We start from the raw sequence: 14,083 nt of genomic DNA on the forward strand, positions 1-14,083 counted from the left end.
CCATTTTTTTGCAAGCGCAAAAAAGAGGCGCCTGGCTAGGCGCCTTTCCTGTCAGCGCGCATCGGCGGCCTCCGCGCCGCCTTGCGCATCGAAGCTGCTCCCGCCTTCAGCGGCTCGCTTCGCTTTCAATTCAAAATAGGCGTCCAAAATGCGGCGGCCGATCCGGTCATTAATCCCGTCGCTCTCCCCTTGCGTCGCCCACGGAACGACAACAGCGAACGACACTTCTGGATCGTTGTACGGCGCATAGCCAACGAGCGTCAAGTTGTACGTTGGATCATTCCGTCGGCTTTGGATCGGTCCATCGTAAAACGCCTCTGCCGTCCCCGTTTTGCCGGCCGGCTTGTACGAAGCACTCGCAAAGTACGAATACGCCGTTCCGCCCGGCTCTTGCATCACACGGCGGAATCCTTCTTGCACTCGCTTGATGTATTCCGTCTTCATATCAATCCGGTTTAGCACAACCGGTTCGAACCGTTTCATGATTCGGCCAAGTTTTTTTCCGTCAGCCGACGGCTCACGAATTTCTTTGACAAGCTGCGGCTTCATTCGATAGCCGCCGTTGGCGATCGTCGAGACGTATTGCGCCAGCTGCATCGGCGTATACATATCGTACTGGCCGATGGCTAAGTCAAGCAAAAATCCGCCGCGCGTGCTTTGTCCTTGGAAGCCGCTAAGTTCGTTCGGCAAATCGATCCCGGTTTTCACGCCAAGGCCGAATTGGCTGAAATAGTGGCGAATCGTCGTAAATGCCTCTGGATTGATGCGAAGCGGCGCGTGCGGACGATACACACCGCCCCCAATGGCGATCGCTGTTTTGAACATATAGACGTTCGATGACTGCTTGAGCGCCGTCAGCTCGTTGATCGTCCCCATCGTCTTCCATGATTTTTTCACCGGGGTTCCTTTAATATACAGCGGCTCATCCTTGATATACGTATTCGGATGAAGCACCCCGGTTTGAAAGCCGGTGAGAACGGTCGCCCCTTTCACCGCCGATCCCATCGCATAGGCGGACGTGATGTTGCCGATGGCAAAGTCGACAAATTTGCCATCTTGAAGAAGCTTGCCGGCCATCGCCAACACTTCGCCCGTCTTCGGGTTCATCATGACGACAAACGCCCGGTCCAAGAGCGGCGACCGGCCTTTGCGCTTCGTCGCCAAAATCTCCTGCTGAATGATCTCTTCGACTTTTTGCTGCAATTCAGCATCGATGGTCAACACGAGATCTTTGCCGCGCTCGCCTGGATACACTTGCTCAACCGAGATGACATTGCCCGATTTGTCGACAACGTTTTTCACTTTTGCCTTTTTGCCGTGCAGCACTTCTTCATACTGCATCTCCAAATAGCTTTTGCCGACGCGGTCGTTGCGGCTGTAGTCGCGGGCTAAAAAGTAATCGAGCCGTTCACGCGGGACGCCTTCATCTTCTTCCGTCACACTGCCGAGCACAGAGCGGAATGTATTGTCATAGACGTATTTCCGGTCCCAATCCACCGTCGTATTGACGCCGGGCAGCTCGCTCAAATGCTCGCTGACGACCGCATATTCGCGGTCGGTCACTCCTTTGCTTTTGACCGTTTGCGGCGTCAAGGCGTAGCCGCTCTCCATCTCATGTTTAATGGCGATCACTTCAAGCTCCGACTTCGAAATTTGCGCCAAATCTTGCTTGGTGATACGGTCAAGCGTCCATTCGTACACCTTTTTGTCGATCTCTTTTTGTGTCAGCCCTTGGTCAGCGAGCTTTTTCCGTTCTTGTTCGCTCACTTTCTTTTTGGCTTCTTCCGGATGGGTCAAAATCCAATAATCTTTCATATCGCGCTCCGTCACTTTTTTCTCTGCATCGGGAATGTCGATGTATTGGGCGAGTTTCCTTGCTACGTCCAATATTTCTTCCGGCTGAGTCGTTTTGGAGCGCGTGTACGTAATCGCCTTTTGCGGCGTATTGTCGACGATCACGCGGCCGAATCGATCGTAAATTTTGCCGCGCGGCACCGGTGTGCTGACAATCTCATCCTGCGTTCGCTCCACTTCACGCCGATAATCTTCACCGTAGACGATCTGCACGACGCCAAGGCGCAAAATCAGCGCTGAAAACAACAAAAAAACAAAGAAAAACAAAATGTTTAACCGAATCGGCACTTGCGCCCGCTTTTTCCGTTTCATCCCCCGGTCCTCCTTTCCCTCCTTCTATTGTAAAAGAAAAAGGCGGGCATGGCTAGGGAAAAACTTGGCCCCTCACACCGGCGAACGGCCTCGTTCGCCGGCCAGCTTCGGCCGAAGCAAAAGCCGCTCGCGCCGGCCGTGCTCCGGATGGCCATCGGTGAAACGAATGCGGCGGACAAACCAATAAATCACCAAATGCCCGGCTCCGCACACAAACATCAACACGCGGATGCCAGCTTCTTCGCCAAAGAGCGCCACAGCCGTCAAAAAGGCGAAAATCGACGCCACCCGTCCGGCGTTTAAAAACAATTCGCGGACAACGATGTATTCGACGCGCGCCTCGGCCGATTTCCAGCTCTTTCCGATGACGTCAAACGTCAAGGAGGAATACGGAACAAGCAGCAATGGATACGCAATGGCGATCGTGATGGCATAAAGAATGAGGCGCGGATAGGTCGGATGGAAAACGATCAAAAAAATCGCCCCATATAGCAGCGCTCCTCCCAACAAAATCGCTTTCATCCGATATTCACGCTTGATCAGCCGGGAGACGGCATAATAGGCGACAAACGACGTAAACGAGTTGACAAGCCCGAATTTGCCGAGCGCCCATTCACTTCCAGAAGTGACATACACAAGCACGGAAATGATAAACACAAACGTGCCTTCACGCAATCCTTGAAAAAAGTGGGCATTCGTAATGAGCCGCCAGTTCCGGTTTTCATTCCGCTCCTTTAAAATGCGGACGAACAAATATTTCCCCGAGGCCGCGCGGCGCTTCAAGAAAAAGCTGAGCAGCACAGCGACAAGAAACAAGCCGAGCGACAGCGAGAAAACGAACGTATACCCTTTCGCTCCATGGAGCGATGAGATGATATAACCGGCGACAATCGGCCCGATCATGCCGGCTGATGAGGTCAACACCCCGAAAAAACCGTTAAAAAAGTCGCGCGTCTCCGGTTCGGTAATTTCAAATGTCAACACGTTAAATGCCAGCCAATAAAAACCATAGCCGACGCCGAGCAGCGCACCGAGAAAAAGCAAATATTGATGGGCGCGAGAGCCGACCAGCAAAACCGTGACAAAAAAAACGGCTAAACACGACACGCCAAGCCGCAAAACGAGAATGCGGTCAATTTGTTTTGCCATCCGGCCGGCGAAAATAAACGTCAGCGGCTGCATCGTGACAATCGCCAAATTGTATAGCGCCAAGTCGCGGAAATCGCCGGTCTGTTTCCATAAATAAATGTTGACAAACGTGTTCGACAGGGAAACACCGAGCGCGTAAACCCCACCGATGCAAAGCAAAAGCAACAAATCGCGGTTCACTTGTTCTTGGCCGGTTAGTTTTTGGAAAAATGCCATTGCAAACTCCCCTTTTCATCTATCCGGTAGTGTGGCCGTTTCCGCAGCCTCTATGCACCCGGCGCAACGAAAACCGCTCCCTTTGCCTGCACCCTTCGTCGAAAAAAAGCGGGGCGTTTTGTTTCGCCCCGCTTTGTTGATTACTTCGCTTTCGCTTCGCTGTACCGTTTCGCCACTTCGTCCCAGTTGACAATGTTCCAGAATGCGGCAATGTATTCCGGACGGCGGTTTTGGTATTTCAAGTAGTACGCATGCTCCCAAACGTCCAAGCCGAGAATCGGCGTTTTGCCTTCCATAATCGGCGAATCTTGGTTCGGCGTGCTCGTAATTTCCAGCTCGCCGTTGTTCACGACAAGCCATGCCCAACCAGAACCGAAACGGCCAGCCGCTGCTTTCGAAAACTCGTCTTTAAACGCGGTGAAGCTGCCGAATTTTTTGTTGATCGCCTCAGCCAGCTCACCTGTCGGCTCACCGCCGCCATTTGGCGACAAAATCGTCCAGAAAAGCGAGTGGTTCGCATGGCCGCCGCCGTTGTTGCGCACCGCCGTGCGAATGCTTTCCGGAAGGGCTTCCAAATTGCTGAGCAATTCTTCGAGCGATTTGTTTTGCAAATCCGGATGCCCTTCAAGCGCCGCATTCAAATTTGTCACGTATGTGTTATGGTGCTTCGTGTGGTGAATGTTCATCGTTTCTTTGTCGATGTGCGGCTCCAGGGCATCGTACGGATACGGCAATGCTGGCAATTCAAATGGCATACCGATCTCCTCCTTTTTGGTTTATGTACACGAACGCCAACGCGTTCGCTTGAGATTAGCTTACCAAAGTTGGCACAATGTTTCAATCGATTTGCTTGTCCTCGTTTTTTGTTTCCATATTTTCAACACACATATCGTCGAACCCTGTTGCGGGGGGGGAACGAGCTTTTTATTTACATATTTTCAACACAACGTTGACCATTTCTTCATAATGGCAAGTTATAGTATAAAATAGCTTCCAGTTAAGGGGGAACTCAGCGAAAATGGAAACAAAGCGATCACGTTCTTTATGGAACGCCTTTCGACTTGAGACCATTGCCATGATGGCCATGGTGCTTACAACGACGTTGTCGGCCCTTGTCATCACCTCAATCGGCTATATTCAAGGGCGCCATTCAGCGATTCAGTCGATCCAACAACAGTTGCAGCTATCAAGCGAAACGATGGTTGAAAAAATTTCTATTTTAAAAGCGACAACGACCAATGAAGCGTTTTCTCAAAAACTGAATTATTCATTGACGTTAAATGAACGGAAATTCCACGCCTTACACCTTCATCCGGTGCAATTGATTGTAACGAAAACGGGAAGGGCGGTGGCAAAACGGCCATCCTCGCCTAACCAAATGCTGCCCGAACAGGTCGTGCGCGATATATTGAAAAAGAAGCAAGGTGTTTTGCATACAGACCAATGGCTGGCTGCATTTTCTAGTTCAAGTGATTTGCAAGGAGCGGTCTACATGATTGCCATTCCAGAAAAGGACTATTTGTGGCCGCTTTTGAAACAACAAGCAGCAAACTTAGCAGGGTCTGTTTCCGCCATTTTGATCGTATGCCTCGCCGGATGGTGGATCATCCGCCGCGCCACTCGCCCCATTGCTTGGCTCCAGCAAGCCATGGAACGGCTTGGATCTGGCGATTGGCGGTCGCGCATCGAATTGCATGCAGCGACAAAAGATATTCTCGCCCTCACCGATGGGTTCCATCAGATGTCCAGCAATTTGGCCGTTCTGATCGAACATATGCGCTTCAGCTCTGAACAAATCGCAGCGGCTACCAACATTTTAAACCAAACATCCTCTGAGACAACAGCAGCTTCTGAACAAATCGCTGCGGCGGTGGCAGACACGGCGTACGGGGCAGAGCAGCAAGCGCGCAAATCGGCTGATATCGCTTCTTTTTTTCAACAACTGGCGGATGAAATGGAACAAATGTCCTTTCGAATGGAGGAAGCCCGTCGTTCCACAGAACAAGCCCATTCCCAAGCGGAAAGCGGCAACCGGCTTGTTGAGCGGGCAAGCAACGACATGGCTTACCTGCAACAATCCATTGCGAAAACGATGTACACAATCGATGCATTGAAAGATCATTCGCGCCATATTGCCAGCATTCTGTCACTAATCGGAAACATCGCTGAACAAACGAACTTGCTCGCCCTAAACGCTGCCATTGAAGCAGCCAAAGCAGGGGAGCATGGCCTAGGGTTCTCCGTTGTGGCGAAAGAAATCCGGGCGCTGTCGGCGCAAACAGGACAAGCGTTGGCACAAATTCAATCCATTGTCCAAGATGTGCAAAGCCAAATCGAGGCCGCGGTTCAATCGATGAAAGAAAGCGCAAAACAACTCGATGAAACGAAAAAAACGTTCACGGAAAGCCAACAAGCCTTTGAAGAAATCACCACCATGGTGTCGCATTCATCCGCACATACGCTGCAAATTTCAGAACAATTCGCCGCCATCGAGCGGCAAATCAGCAAAATGCGTGAACATATCGCAGAGATCGCCACCGTCGCCCAACAGATTGCTTCGTCGATGGAGCAAATTTCAAGTTTTACCGACGACCAGCACAATGCCATGGCTGCCATTCGTTCCGAAGCCGATGCACTAAATGAACGGGTGTTGCAATGGCGCGCCTTGCTTGAAACCTTTCATTTGCCTTCTGACTAAAGCGGGAAGAGGCCCGCTTTTTCTTTGTCTCAAGTTGAATTCTTCCTCTTTCCCGGCTACAATGGAAAAGGAGACAAAGAAAGGTGTGTCTGCGATGAACGTATTCGTCCAACTGTGGAAAAGCTTATATTCTCCAAAAGACATCGCCCGCTTTCGATTTCAGGGAATTGGGAAAACGATCGGTTATTTGTTTTTGCTGACGTTGCTGTCCATTCTTCCGACGTTTTACTATTTCTCCTCGTCGCTTATGGAAGGCATCCGCACAACGAGCGCCTTATTGAATAACGAGTTGCCGCCGTTTTCGATTGAAAACGGCGAACTTCACTCGGAGGCGGCTGCGCCGATTCATATTGATCAAGGCGGATTTACGATCATTTTTGACAGCACCGGCAAAGTGACGAGTGAGAACGTCGAGCAGTTTCCGAACGCCATCGCGCTCTTGAAGCATGAGGCCGTGCTCGTCGCCGGCCATCAGGCGCAGCATTACAACTATGCCACGTTTCCGGATGTGACCATTACCGACGAAGACGTTCGCGCGTTCATCGCCGGTCTTCAGTCGCTTCTCCCTGTCCTCATCCCGCTTTTTGGGCTCGTTTTATACGTGCTCGCCTGCGCCGGGAAATTCATCAGCGTGTGCATCTTTGCCTTTTTCGGCTTGATTTTGGCCGGCGTGCTCGACAAAACGCTGCGCTACCGCCATACATGGGTGATGTCGGCTTACGCCATTACGCTGTCGACCGTCTTTTTCACCGTGATGGAAACGGTGCAAGCGGTCGTGCCCTACGGCGCGTTGATCCATTGGTTCGTTTCGCTTGTCGTTCTCTTTTTGGCAGTCAAGGAAGTGCCATCAGCCAAACGGGAAATATAAAAAGGCTGCCTGTTGATACAGGACAGCTTTTTTTGTGCTTACGCTGCTTTGCTTCTTTCTCCTCGTCCTCGACGCGCGCGCCGCCCCCGGAGAAATGCCGCGCAAGCAAGGAAGAAGCGAGCCGTGCGGCCAAATTGAATAAAAGAACGGCCACCATCAATACAGCCGCCGATTTGGCCGCGATCAGCTTTGCGTCTGGGACAATGCCTTCCGAATTCAATTTCCAAATATGCACCGTCAGCGTTTCGGCCGGCCGGAACACGTTCAGCGGGTTGGCTTGGCTTGACCAATCCGCATCCCAACGAAGCATCGGAGTCGTCAGCCCAGCGGTATAAATGAAAACAGCCGCTTCGCCGAAAATGCGCCCAGCCGATAAAATGACGCCGGTGACAATTTGCGGGATGGCGGCCGGAAGCACCGCTTTGACCAACGTCTGCCAGCGCGTCGCTCCAAGGGCAAGACTCCCCTCTTTAATGTTGGCTGGAACATCCAAAATCGCCGTTTCGCAAATGCGCGTCAATCCAGGCAAATTGATGATCGTGACGGCTAACGCTCCGCCGAGCAGCGTATAGCCCCAACCCGTCAAGGTGACAAACGCCAACAATCCAAACAATCCGACGACAATCGACGGCAATGATGCCATCGTTTCCAAGCAAAGGCGAATGAACCCGACGATCCGCCCTTGTTTGGCGTATTCAGCCAAATAAATTCCAGCTCCCAACGAAAGCGGAACCGACAAAAGCAATGTCACAACCAACATATAAAATGAATTGATGAGCTGCGGACCAATGCCGCCGCCCGCTTGCGTATTGCTCGGCCGTCCGAACAGAAACTCAGGTTGCCAAAACCCCGCTCCTTTCGACAACACAACGGCAAAAAAGAACATGAGCAACCCGATGACTGCAGCAGCCACCGCATAGAAAATGCCTGTCCAAACTTTATCGATCATTCGCGCTGTCATCTTATCGCTCCTTTCTCGGGCCGACCAACCGGATCACGGCAATGAAGAAAAACGAAATCAAGAGCAAAATGAGCGCCAATGTCCATAACGCGTTGTTCCATGGTGTTCCGTTGATCGTATTCGCCATATCCATCGTCAATACACTTGTTAACGTCGCCGTCGGGCTGTCAAGGCCTGAAGGCAGCTTAATCGTATTGCCGATCACCATCTGCACGGCAAGCGCCTCGCCAAACGCCCGCGCCAAGCCGAGAACGACGCCGGTGGCAATCCCGGCTTTCGCCGCCGGAACGATGACGCGGGAAATGGCCTGCCAACGCGTAGAGCCAAGCCCGTATGATGCTTCCATATACGTCATCGGGACATTGGCCAAGGCGTCGGCCGCAATGCTGGTGATAGTCGGCAAAATCATCATACTAAGGACGATGATCCCCGCCAACAGACTAAAGCCGGAGCCTCCGAACCATTCGCGCAAGAGCGGAACGAGAATCGTCACCCCAAGCCAGCCATACACCACCGACGGAATGCCGACAAGCAGCTCCAGCACCGGCTTGAGCAACGAAACGAACCATTTGGGAGCGATAAAGTTCATGAAAATCGCCAACGCCAACGCGATCGGCGCACTGATCAACAAAGCGCCAAGCGAGACGAGCATCGAGCCAACAATAAAAATGAGCGCCCCATACTTCGGCGGCGTGCCGTTTGGATCCCATTGCATCGAAAGCAACATGTCGGAAAGCGAAAGACCGCTGTCCGTAAAGGACTGAATTCCCTTTACCGCCAAAAAGATGATCATCGTCACCGTAATCAGAACGATCAGCCAGCCGCAGATGACCGCAAACGTGCGGCCGATGTACTCTTCAAGCCAGCGATTCCGCCGTTTCGTATGCATTTGTTGCATGGCTTCATCCCTCCATTGTCAAAGGCCGGCCTAACGAGCCGGCCTTCCGCCCTTCTCTACTCCAATTCCGTCATCGGGATATACCCCATCTTTTTAACGGTCGGCGCAAATTCTTCGCTCTTGACAAAGTCGATAAACGCTCGCACTTCTTCCTTCGCTTCCCCTTTGGTAATCATGTATTCATACGACCAAAACGGGTACTTTTCCGTGCGGATGTTTTCCACCGTCGGTTCCGCGCCGTCAATTTTGACCGTTTTCAAGTTTTTCTTTTCCCCAATTAAATACGACATGGCTACATAGCTGACAGCGCCCGGCGTCGAGCTGATCGCCTGTTCGACCGCTCCGTTCGAATCTTGCACCGTACCGATGGAATCATCGATTTTTACGCCTTTCATGATCGTTTTCTCAAATGTCGCCCTTGTTCCCGATGACGCCGGACGGTTGATCACGTGAATGGCTTCATCTGGTCCGCCGACTTCTTTCCAGTTTTTAATCTTTCCGCTGAAAATATCTTGAATTTGCTTCGTCGTTAAATTATCGACCTTCACATCGTCGTTAACCACAATCGCAAAGGCGATGCCGGCCACTTTATGGTCAACAAGCTCTGACGCTTTCGATTTGTCGTCCAGCTTCTCCGCCGCCGGCACATCCGAGTTGCCGATTTGCACGGCGCCGGCTGCCACTTGGTTGACGCCCGTACCGCTGCCGCCGCCTTGAACGGTGATCGATACGTCCGGATACTTTTCCATAAACGCGTTTGCCGCTTCCTCTGCCAGCGGCTGAAGCGCTGTAGATCCCGCTAGTGCAATGGTTCCGGAGTAGGTTTCTTCTTTCTTTGCTGTTCCTTCGTTGCCGCCCGCGTTGTTGTTTTCAGTCTGCCCGCAGCCGGCCAAAACGCCGGTCATCAACAAGGCGGCCAATCCCAATTTGACTCGTTTGCTCCACATGCAGAAATCCCCCGTTTTGTTTTCGTACTTTCAACGTACAAGACCATTGTAGCGAGACATTGTTAGGCCCTTATAAAGCAGTTGTTAAGTTTCTGTAAAGACAAAAAACAGGAATATGTTCAAAAAGCCGTCAAGCGAGCCTTGAAGGCAAAGAAGAACGGTGATGCCGTTTTTCAAATTGGAGACATTCTTTTGTTGAAGTGTTTTCCTCATGAACTCAACGACCTTGCTAAGGAAGACATATTTTCGCTGGACAAGCATACATATGAAATAGATATACGCATGCGGAGGAAGCGTCATGAAAAAATTCATGTTTCTCCTGCTTCTCTTTCTTTCCAGTTATATCGTTTACCGCGACCTTGCCATCGGAACGCTTCACCCTTCATCTGAAACAGCGGCAGCCGTTGTCCAGTCGAAACAGGCGGCCATCCCGTACCGGACGGTGACCGTTCGCCCTGGCGATACGTTGTTGTCCATCATCGAGAAAGAACTCAACGGTCCATTGCCCGTTCCGCTCGAGCAGCTGATCCGTGATTTTGAACGGTTAAATCCAGGCGAACATGCGCAAACATTAAAAATCGGGAAAACTTATAAAGTGCCGATCTATCGCTAACCGGCGAATCGCTTGTCAAACGGCGGGTGGCACTGTTACAATAATGCAGAAAGCGACTTGAATGTTAAAGGAGCGAATTCCCGTGGGTGAAATCATCCATCGTTCAAAGACTCGGCCGGTCCGCGTCGGTCCGCTGACAATCGGCGGCAGCAACGAAGTCATCATTCAAAGCATGACGACGACAAAAACGCACGATGTCGAAGCGACGGTGGCGCAAATCCACCGCCTCGAGGAAGCGGGGTGCCAAATCGTCCGCGTCGCCTGCCCGGACGAGCGGGCGGCTGAGGCCATACCGGAAATCAAAAAGCGAATCAACATCCCGCTTGTCGCCGACATCCACTTTGATTATAAATTGGCGCTGAAAGCGATCGAAGGCGGCGTCGATAAAATCCGCATCAATCCAGGCAACATCGGGCGCCGCGAAAAAGTCGAAGCGGTCGTGAAAGCGGCGAAAGAGCGCGGCGTACCGATTCGCATCGGCGTCAACGCCGGATCGCTGGAAAAACGCATTTTAGAAAAATATGGATATCCAACAGCCGACGGCATGGTTGAGAGCGCCTTATATCATATCCGCATTTTAGAAGAACTTGATTTTCATGATATTATCGTTTCGTTAAAGGCGTCCGACGTACGCCTCGCCATTGAAGCGTACGAAAAAGCGGCGCGCACGTTCGACTACCCGCTCCATGTCGGCATCACCGAAGCGGGAACGCTTTTTTCCGGCACGATCAAAAGCGCGGTTGGACTCGGCGCCATTTTAAGCAAAGGCATCGGCAATACGATCCGCGTTTCGTTAAGCGCCGACCCGGTTGAAGAGGTAAAAGTGGCGCGCGAAATTTTAAAAACGTTCGGACTCGCTTCCAATGCGGCGACGCTCATTTCCTGCCCGACGTGCGGGCGGATTGAGATCGATTTGATCAGCATCGCCAATGAAATCGAGGACTATATCGCCAAAATTCAAGCGCCGATCAAAGTCGCTGTGCTCGGATGCGCCGTCAATGGACCCGGGGAAGCACGGGAAGCCGACATCGGCATTGCCGGCGCCCGTGGCGAAGGCTTGTTGTTCCGCCACGGCAAAATCGTCCGAAAAGTACCCGAAGAGCAAATGGTGGAAGAGCTGAAAAAAGAAATCGACAAGCTGGCGGAAGAATACTTTGCAAAGCAAAAGGAAAACAAAGCCGCTCTGAAAGGCAACGCCGCCCAATGAGCGGAATGTTCCTGCACAACGAGAAAGGGCGTCCCACTTGGGGACACCCTCGCTTTTTACGTATAAAACGGCATAATAAACAGGCGGACGAGAATCGCGATGACGCCGATGCCGATGGCCCACGCACCGAGCGTCTCTGCACCGCGCCGGCGCGCGATAAACCCGACAATAATGCCGGCCGCCCCTAACAAAATCGGCCAAATAAACAAGGCGATGATGGACAGGGCCAAAGCGAGCCAGCCGAGCCCGGCGCCGTCCGCGCGTTCTTCGTCCCGTTCGTCGCCGCGGCGAATCGGTTCAGCGACTTCCGCCGCTGTTTCTTCCATAAAATTGCGTTCTGGTTCCTCTTTTCCGATCGATTGCACGTAACTTCCGTTATACGTGCGCTCGCGGTCGTCTGCCATATGCTTCCCTCGCTTTCCTAAAGTAAGAAGCATTATTAGTATGAGAAACCGGCGTTATTTTATCAGTGTGAATATTTTCTAACAGGAGGATGAAGCGGTGAAAAAACGGCTTGGCATCGACATTGACGGCACGGTGACATGTCCGAGCACGTTCATTCCGTATTTAAACGAAGCATTCAGCAAAGAGCTCGCATTAAACGACATTACGCAATACAATTTGGCGCCGTTATACGGCGTGGCGGAGGAAGAAATGGACCGCTGGCTTGAGGAAAACGAAGCGGATATTTATGAGAGGGCTCCGCTTGCCCGCTATGCGCTTGAGGTGATTGACAGCTGGAAAGACAAATACGAGCTGTATTACATCAGCGCCCGTGGCCGCCATTTGTACGATCTCACCGAGCGCTGGTTCCGGCGGCACGGCGTCCATTACCACCATATTGATCTGATTGGGTCGCACGACAAAATCGCCGCCGTCCGCCAATATAAGCTGTCGGCCTTCTTTGAAGACAAGTACGATAATGCCTGCGAAATCGCCGAAACATGCGGCATTCCCGTCATTTTGTTTGACACTCCGTACAACCAAGGCCCGCTCCCCGAAAACGTCATCCGCGTCAATAACTGGCTTGAAGCAAAGCGAGAAATCGAACAGCGCCTCCGGCCATAAACAAGGGGCTGATCCAAAACGCGAATGCGTTTTAGGATCAGCCCCTCTGTTGACATTGCGGACATGTGCCGTAAATTTCAAACTTATGGTCAGTGATCTCATACCCATCGAGCTGCGCCGCAAGCCCATCCATCGGACAAGCGTCAATCTTCTTCGTTTTTCCGCACTGGATGCAAATGAAATGATGGTGGTGGCGGCGGGCGCCGCAGGCAAAACGGAAATGTTTCTCCCCGGAAAGCTCGGTCATTTCCAAAATGCCAAGCAGCGTAAAGAGCGACAAATTGCGGTACACGGTATCAACGCTCAAGCCCGGATAGACGGGACGGAGCGCTTCAAGCACGTCTTTGGCCGTCAAGTATTTGTCGCTTTCGGCAAACAACTCAAGCATTTGTCTCCGTTTTTCCGTATATTTAAATCCTTTCTCTTTCATCAACTGCAACGCTTCGTCGATATTCATCGCTGCCGCCCCTTTTCCATCCGAGTGCGAAAAGCAAAATGACAACCGCTGCGATGACGATCGTTCCACCCGGCGCCCAGTCTAGCTCATACGCCGCCCAAAGCCCGGCGATGACAGCCAGCTCCCCGAACAAAATCGAAAGCCCGATTACCTGTTTAAAACTTTTGGCGATGCGGATGCTCGCCGCCACCGGCAGCGTCATGAGCGACGAGATGAGGAGCACGCCGACGATGCGCATCGATGCAGCAATGACGAGCGCAACAAGCACAATAAACAAAAAATGGATCAATGTGGTGCGAACGCCGGAGACACGGGCGTATTCCTCGTCAAAGGAAAGAAGAAACAGCTCTTTGTAAAACGTCAAAATCACCATCGCGGCAGCTGCGGCGACAGCAAACGCTGTCCAAACGTCAGCACGGCTGACGGCGCTGACGCTGCCGAATAAATACGAAAACAAATCGGTCGTAAACCCGTTGGCCATCGAAATGAAAATGACGCTCAAGCCAAGACCGGACGACAACACGATTGGAATCGCAAGCTCTTCATAATGCCGATACACAGCGCGCAGCTTTTCGATAAACAGCGCCCCGACGACGGAAAACCCCATTCCGATGTAAAGCGGGTTCCAGCTCGCGGCTGCCGGAATCGTTTTTTCAAGCAAGAGCCCGGCGGCAATGCCCGCAAGCGTCACATGACTCAATGCATCAGCGATGAGCGACAGCCGCCGAACGACAATAAAAACGCCGAGCAATGGCGCCGTAAAACCGGTCAAAACGCCGGCAACAAACGCATTGCGCAAAAATTCGTATTGCCAAATGGCTTCCCACACGTGTCA

General features: G+C 52.0%; 14 protein-coding genes. 5 read left to right on the forward strand and 9 right to left on the reverse strand.

Features of this window, described 5'->3' with window-relative positions; all coding sequences use genetic code 11:
• Positions 1–51 precede the first annotated feature (51 nt).
• From A0V43_RS10175 to sodA, 3 genes are all read right to left on the reverse strand, one after another.
• Positions 52–2,166 (reverse strand): peptidoglycan D,D-transpeptidase FtsI family protein, encoded by a 2,115-nt coding sequence (locus A0V43_RS10175; RefSeq protein WP_013144729.1) that lies wholly within the window; start codon positions 2,164–2,166, stop codon positions 52–54.
• 72 nt (positions 2,167–2,238) lie between these two features.
• Positions 2,239–3,531 (reverse strand): MFS transporter, encoded by a 1,293-nt coding sequence (locus A0V43_RS10180; RefSeq protein WP_063193037.1) that lies wholly within the window; start codon positions 3,529–3,531, stop codon positions 2,239–2,241.
• A gap of 140 nt (positions 3,532–3,671) precedes the next feature.
• Positions 3,672–4,286 carry a superoxide dismutase SodA gene (gene sodA / locus A0V43_RS10185; protein ID WP_011231937.1) on the reverse strand — a complete coding sequence of 205 codons (615 nt, stop codon included), beginning with the start codon at positions 4,284–4,286 and terminating at the stop codon, positions 3,672–3,674.
• A gap of 263 nt (positions 4,287–4,549) precedes the next feature.
• Between sodA and A0V43_RS10190 the strand changes: the two genes are divergently transcribed.
• Together A0V43_RS10190 and A0V43_RS10195 are read left to right on the forward strand one after the other, a co-directional pair.
• Positions 4,550–6,229, forward strand: coding sequence for a methyl-accepting chemotaxis protein (locus tag A0V43_RS10190; protein WP_063193038.1), 1,680 nt, complete (start codon positions 4,550–4,552; stop codon positions 6,227–6,229).
• 94 nt (positions 6,230–6,323) lie between these two features.
• Positions 6,324–7,097, forward strand: a complete 774-nt coding sequence (locus tag A0V43_RS10195; protein ID WP_063193039.1) for a DUF1189 domain-containing protein — start codon at positions 6,324–6,326, stop codon at positions 7,095–7,097.
• Here A0V43_RS10195 and pstA read toward each other — a convergent pair.
• The 3 genes from pstA to A0V43_RS10210 all read right to left on the reverse strand — a co-directional run bounded on the left by pstA (position 7,063) and on the right by A0V43_RS10210 (position 9,903).
• Positions 7,063–8,058 carry a phosphate ABC transporter permease PstA gene (gene pstA / locus A0V43_RS10200; RefSeq protein WP_063193040.1) on the reverse strand — a complete coding sequence of 332 codons (996 nt, stop codon included), beginning with the start codon at positions 8,056–8,058 and terminating at the stop codon, positions 7,063–7,065. The genes A0V43_RS10195 and pstA overlap by 35 nt on opposite strands.
• 1 nt (position 8,059) lies before the next feature.
• A complete protein-coding gene (gene pstC / locus A0V43_RS10205) occupies positions 8,060–8,947 on the reverse strand; it encodes a phosphate ABC transporter permease subunit PstC (protein WP_020278347.1) in 888 nt (295 codons plus the stop codon).
• 65 nt (positions 8,948–9,012) lie between these two features.
• Complete coding sequence (locus A0V43_RS10210; RefSeq protein ID WP_015375413.1) at positions 9,013–9,903, reverse strand: phosphate ABC transporter substrate-binding protein PstS family protein; 891 nt, start codon at positions 9,901–9,903, stop codon at positions 9,013–9,015.
• Between the two features lie 298 nt (positions 9,904–10,201).
• Between A0V43_RS10210 and A0V43_RS10220 the strand changes: the two genes are divergently transcribed.
• Positions 10,202–10,516, forward strand: a complete 315-nt coding sequence (locus tag A0V43_RS10220; protein WP_063193041.1) for a LysM peptidoglycan-binding domain-containing protein — start codon at positions 10,202–10,204, stop codon at positions 10,514–10,516.
• A gap of 82 nt (positions 10,517–10,598) precedes the next feature.
• Positions 10,599–11,723, forward strand: coding sequence for a flavodoxin-dependent (E)-4-hydroxy-3-methylbut-2-enyl-diphosphate synthase (gene ispG, locus A0V43_RS10225; protein ID WP_015375415.1), 1,125 nt, complete (start codon positions 10,599–10,601; stop codon positions 11,721–11,723).
• 56 nt (positions 11,724–11,779) lie between these two features.
• Here the strand turns inward: ispG and A0V43_RS10230 are convergent, their stop codons facing one another.
• A complete protein-coding gene (locus A0V43_RS10230; RefSeq protein ID WP_011231947.1) occupies positions 11,780–12,127 on the reverse strand; it encodes a hypothetical protein in 348 nt (115 codons plus the stop codon).
• 97 nt (positions 12,128–12,224) lie between these two features.
• Here A0V43_RS10230 and A0V43_RS10235 point away from each other — a divergent pair, with 97 nt between their 5' ends.
• Positions 12,225–12,791, forward strand: coding sequence for a hypothetical protein (locus A0V43_RS10235; protein WP_063193042.1), 567 nt, complete (start codon positions 12,225–12,227; stop codon positions 12,789–12,791).
• 37 nt (positions 12,792–12,828) lie between these two features.
• On the opposite strand, the gene A0V43_RS10240 is transcribed toward A0V43_RS10235, so the two are convergent.
• Entirely contained in the window at positions 12,829–13,248 is a 420-nt protein-coding gene (locus tag A0V43_RS10240; protein WP_013144724.1) for a Fur family transcriptional regulator, read from the reverse strand.
• On the reverse strand, positions 13,202–14,077 hold the full coding sequence (locus A0V43_RS10245) for a metal ABC transporter permease (RefSeq protein ID WP_063193043.1): 876 nt from the start codon (positions 14,075–14,077) through the stop codon (positions 13,202–13,204). Before A0V43_RS10245 ends, A0V43_RS10240 begins: the two co-directional genes overlap by 47 nt.
• Between the last annotated feature and the right edge of the window lie 6 nt (positions 14,078–14,083).

It is taken from the genome of Geobacillus sp. JS12 (genome assembly GCF_001592395.1).
GTDB lineage: Bacteria > Bacillota > Bacilli > Bacillales > Anoxybacillaceae > Geobacillus > Geobacillus zalihae.

Coding starts and splice junctions, on each gene's coding strand:
- A0V43_RS10230 (WP_011231947.1), bottom strand. CDS start 12,127: ATGGCAGACGACCGCGAGCGCACGTATAACGGAAGTTACGTGCAATCG.
- A0V43_RS10190 (WP_063193038.1), top strand. CDS start 4,550: ATGGAAACAAAGCGATCACGTTCTTTATGGAACGCCTTTCGACTTGAG.
- A0V43_RS10175 (WP_013144729.1), bottom strand. CDS start 2,166: ATGAAACGGAAAAAGCGGGCGCAAGTGCCGATTCGGTTAAACATTTTG.
- sodA (WP_011231937.1), bottom strand. CDS start 4,286: ATGCCATTTGAATTGCCAGCATTGCCGTATCCGTACGATGCCCTGGAG.
- A0V43_RS10195 (WP_063193039.1), top strand. CDS start 6,324: ATGAACGTATTCGTCCAACTGTGGAAAAGCTTATATTCTCCAAAAGAC.
- pstC (WP_020278347.1), bottom strand. CDS start 8,947: ATGCATACGAAACGGCGGAATCGCTGGCTTGAAGAGTACATCGGCCGC.
- A0V43_RS10210 (WP_015375413.1), bottom strand. CDS start 9,903: ATGTGGAGCAAACGAGTCAAATTGGGATTGGCCGCCTTGTTGATGACC.
- A0V43_RS10220 (WP_063193041.1), top strand. CDS start 10,202: ATGAAAAAATTCATGTTTCTCCTGCTTCTCTTTCTTTCCAGTTATATC.
- A0V43_RS10180 (WP_063193037.1), bottom strand. CDS start 3,531: ATGGCATTTTTCCAAAAACTAACCGGCCAAGAACAAGTGAACCGCGAT.
- A0V43_RS10240 (WP_013144724.1), bottom strand. CDS start 13,248: ATGAATATCGACGAAGCGTTGCAGTTGATGAAAGAGAAAGGATTTAAA.
- pstA (WP_063193040.1), bottom strand. CDS start 8,058: ATGACAGCGCGAATGATCGATAAAGTTTGGACAGGCATTTTCTATGCG.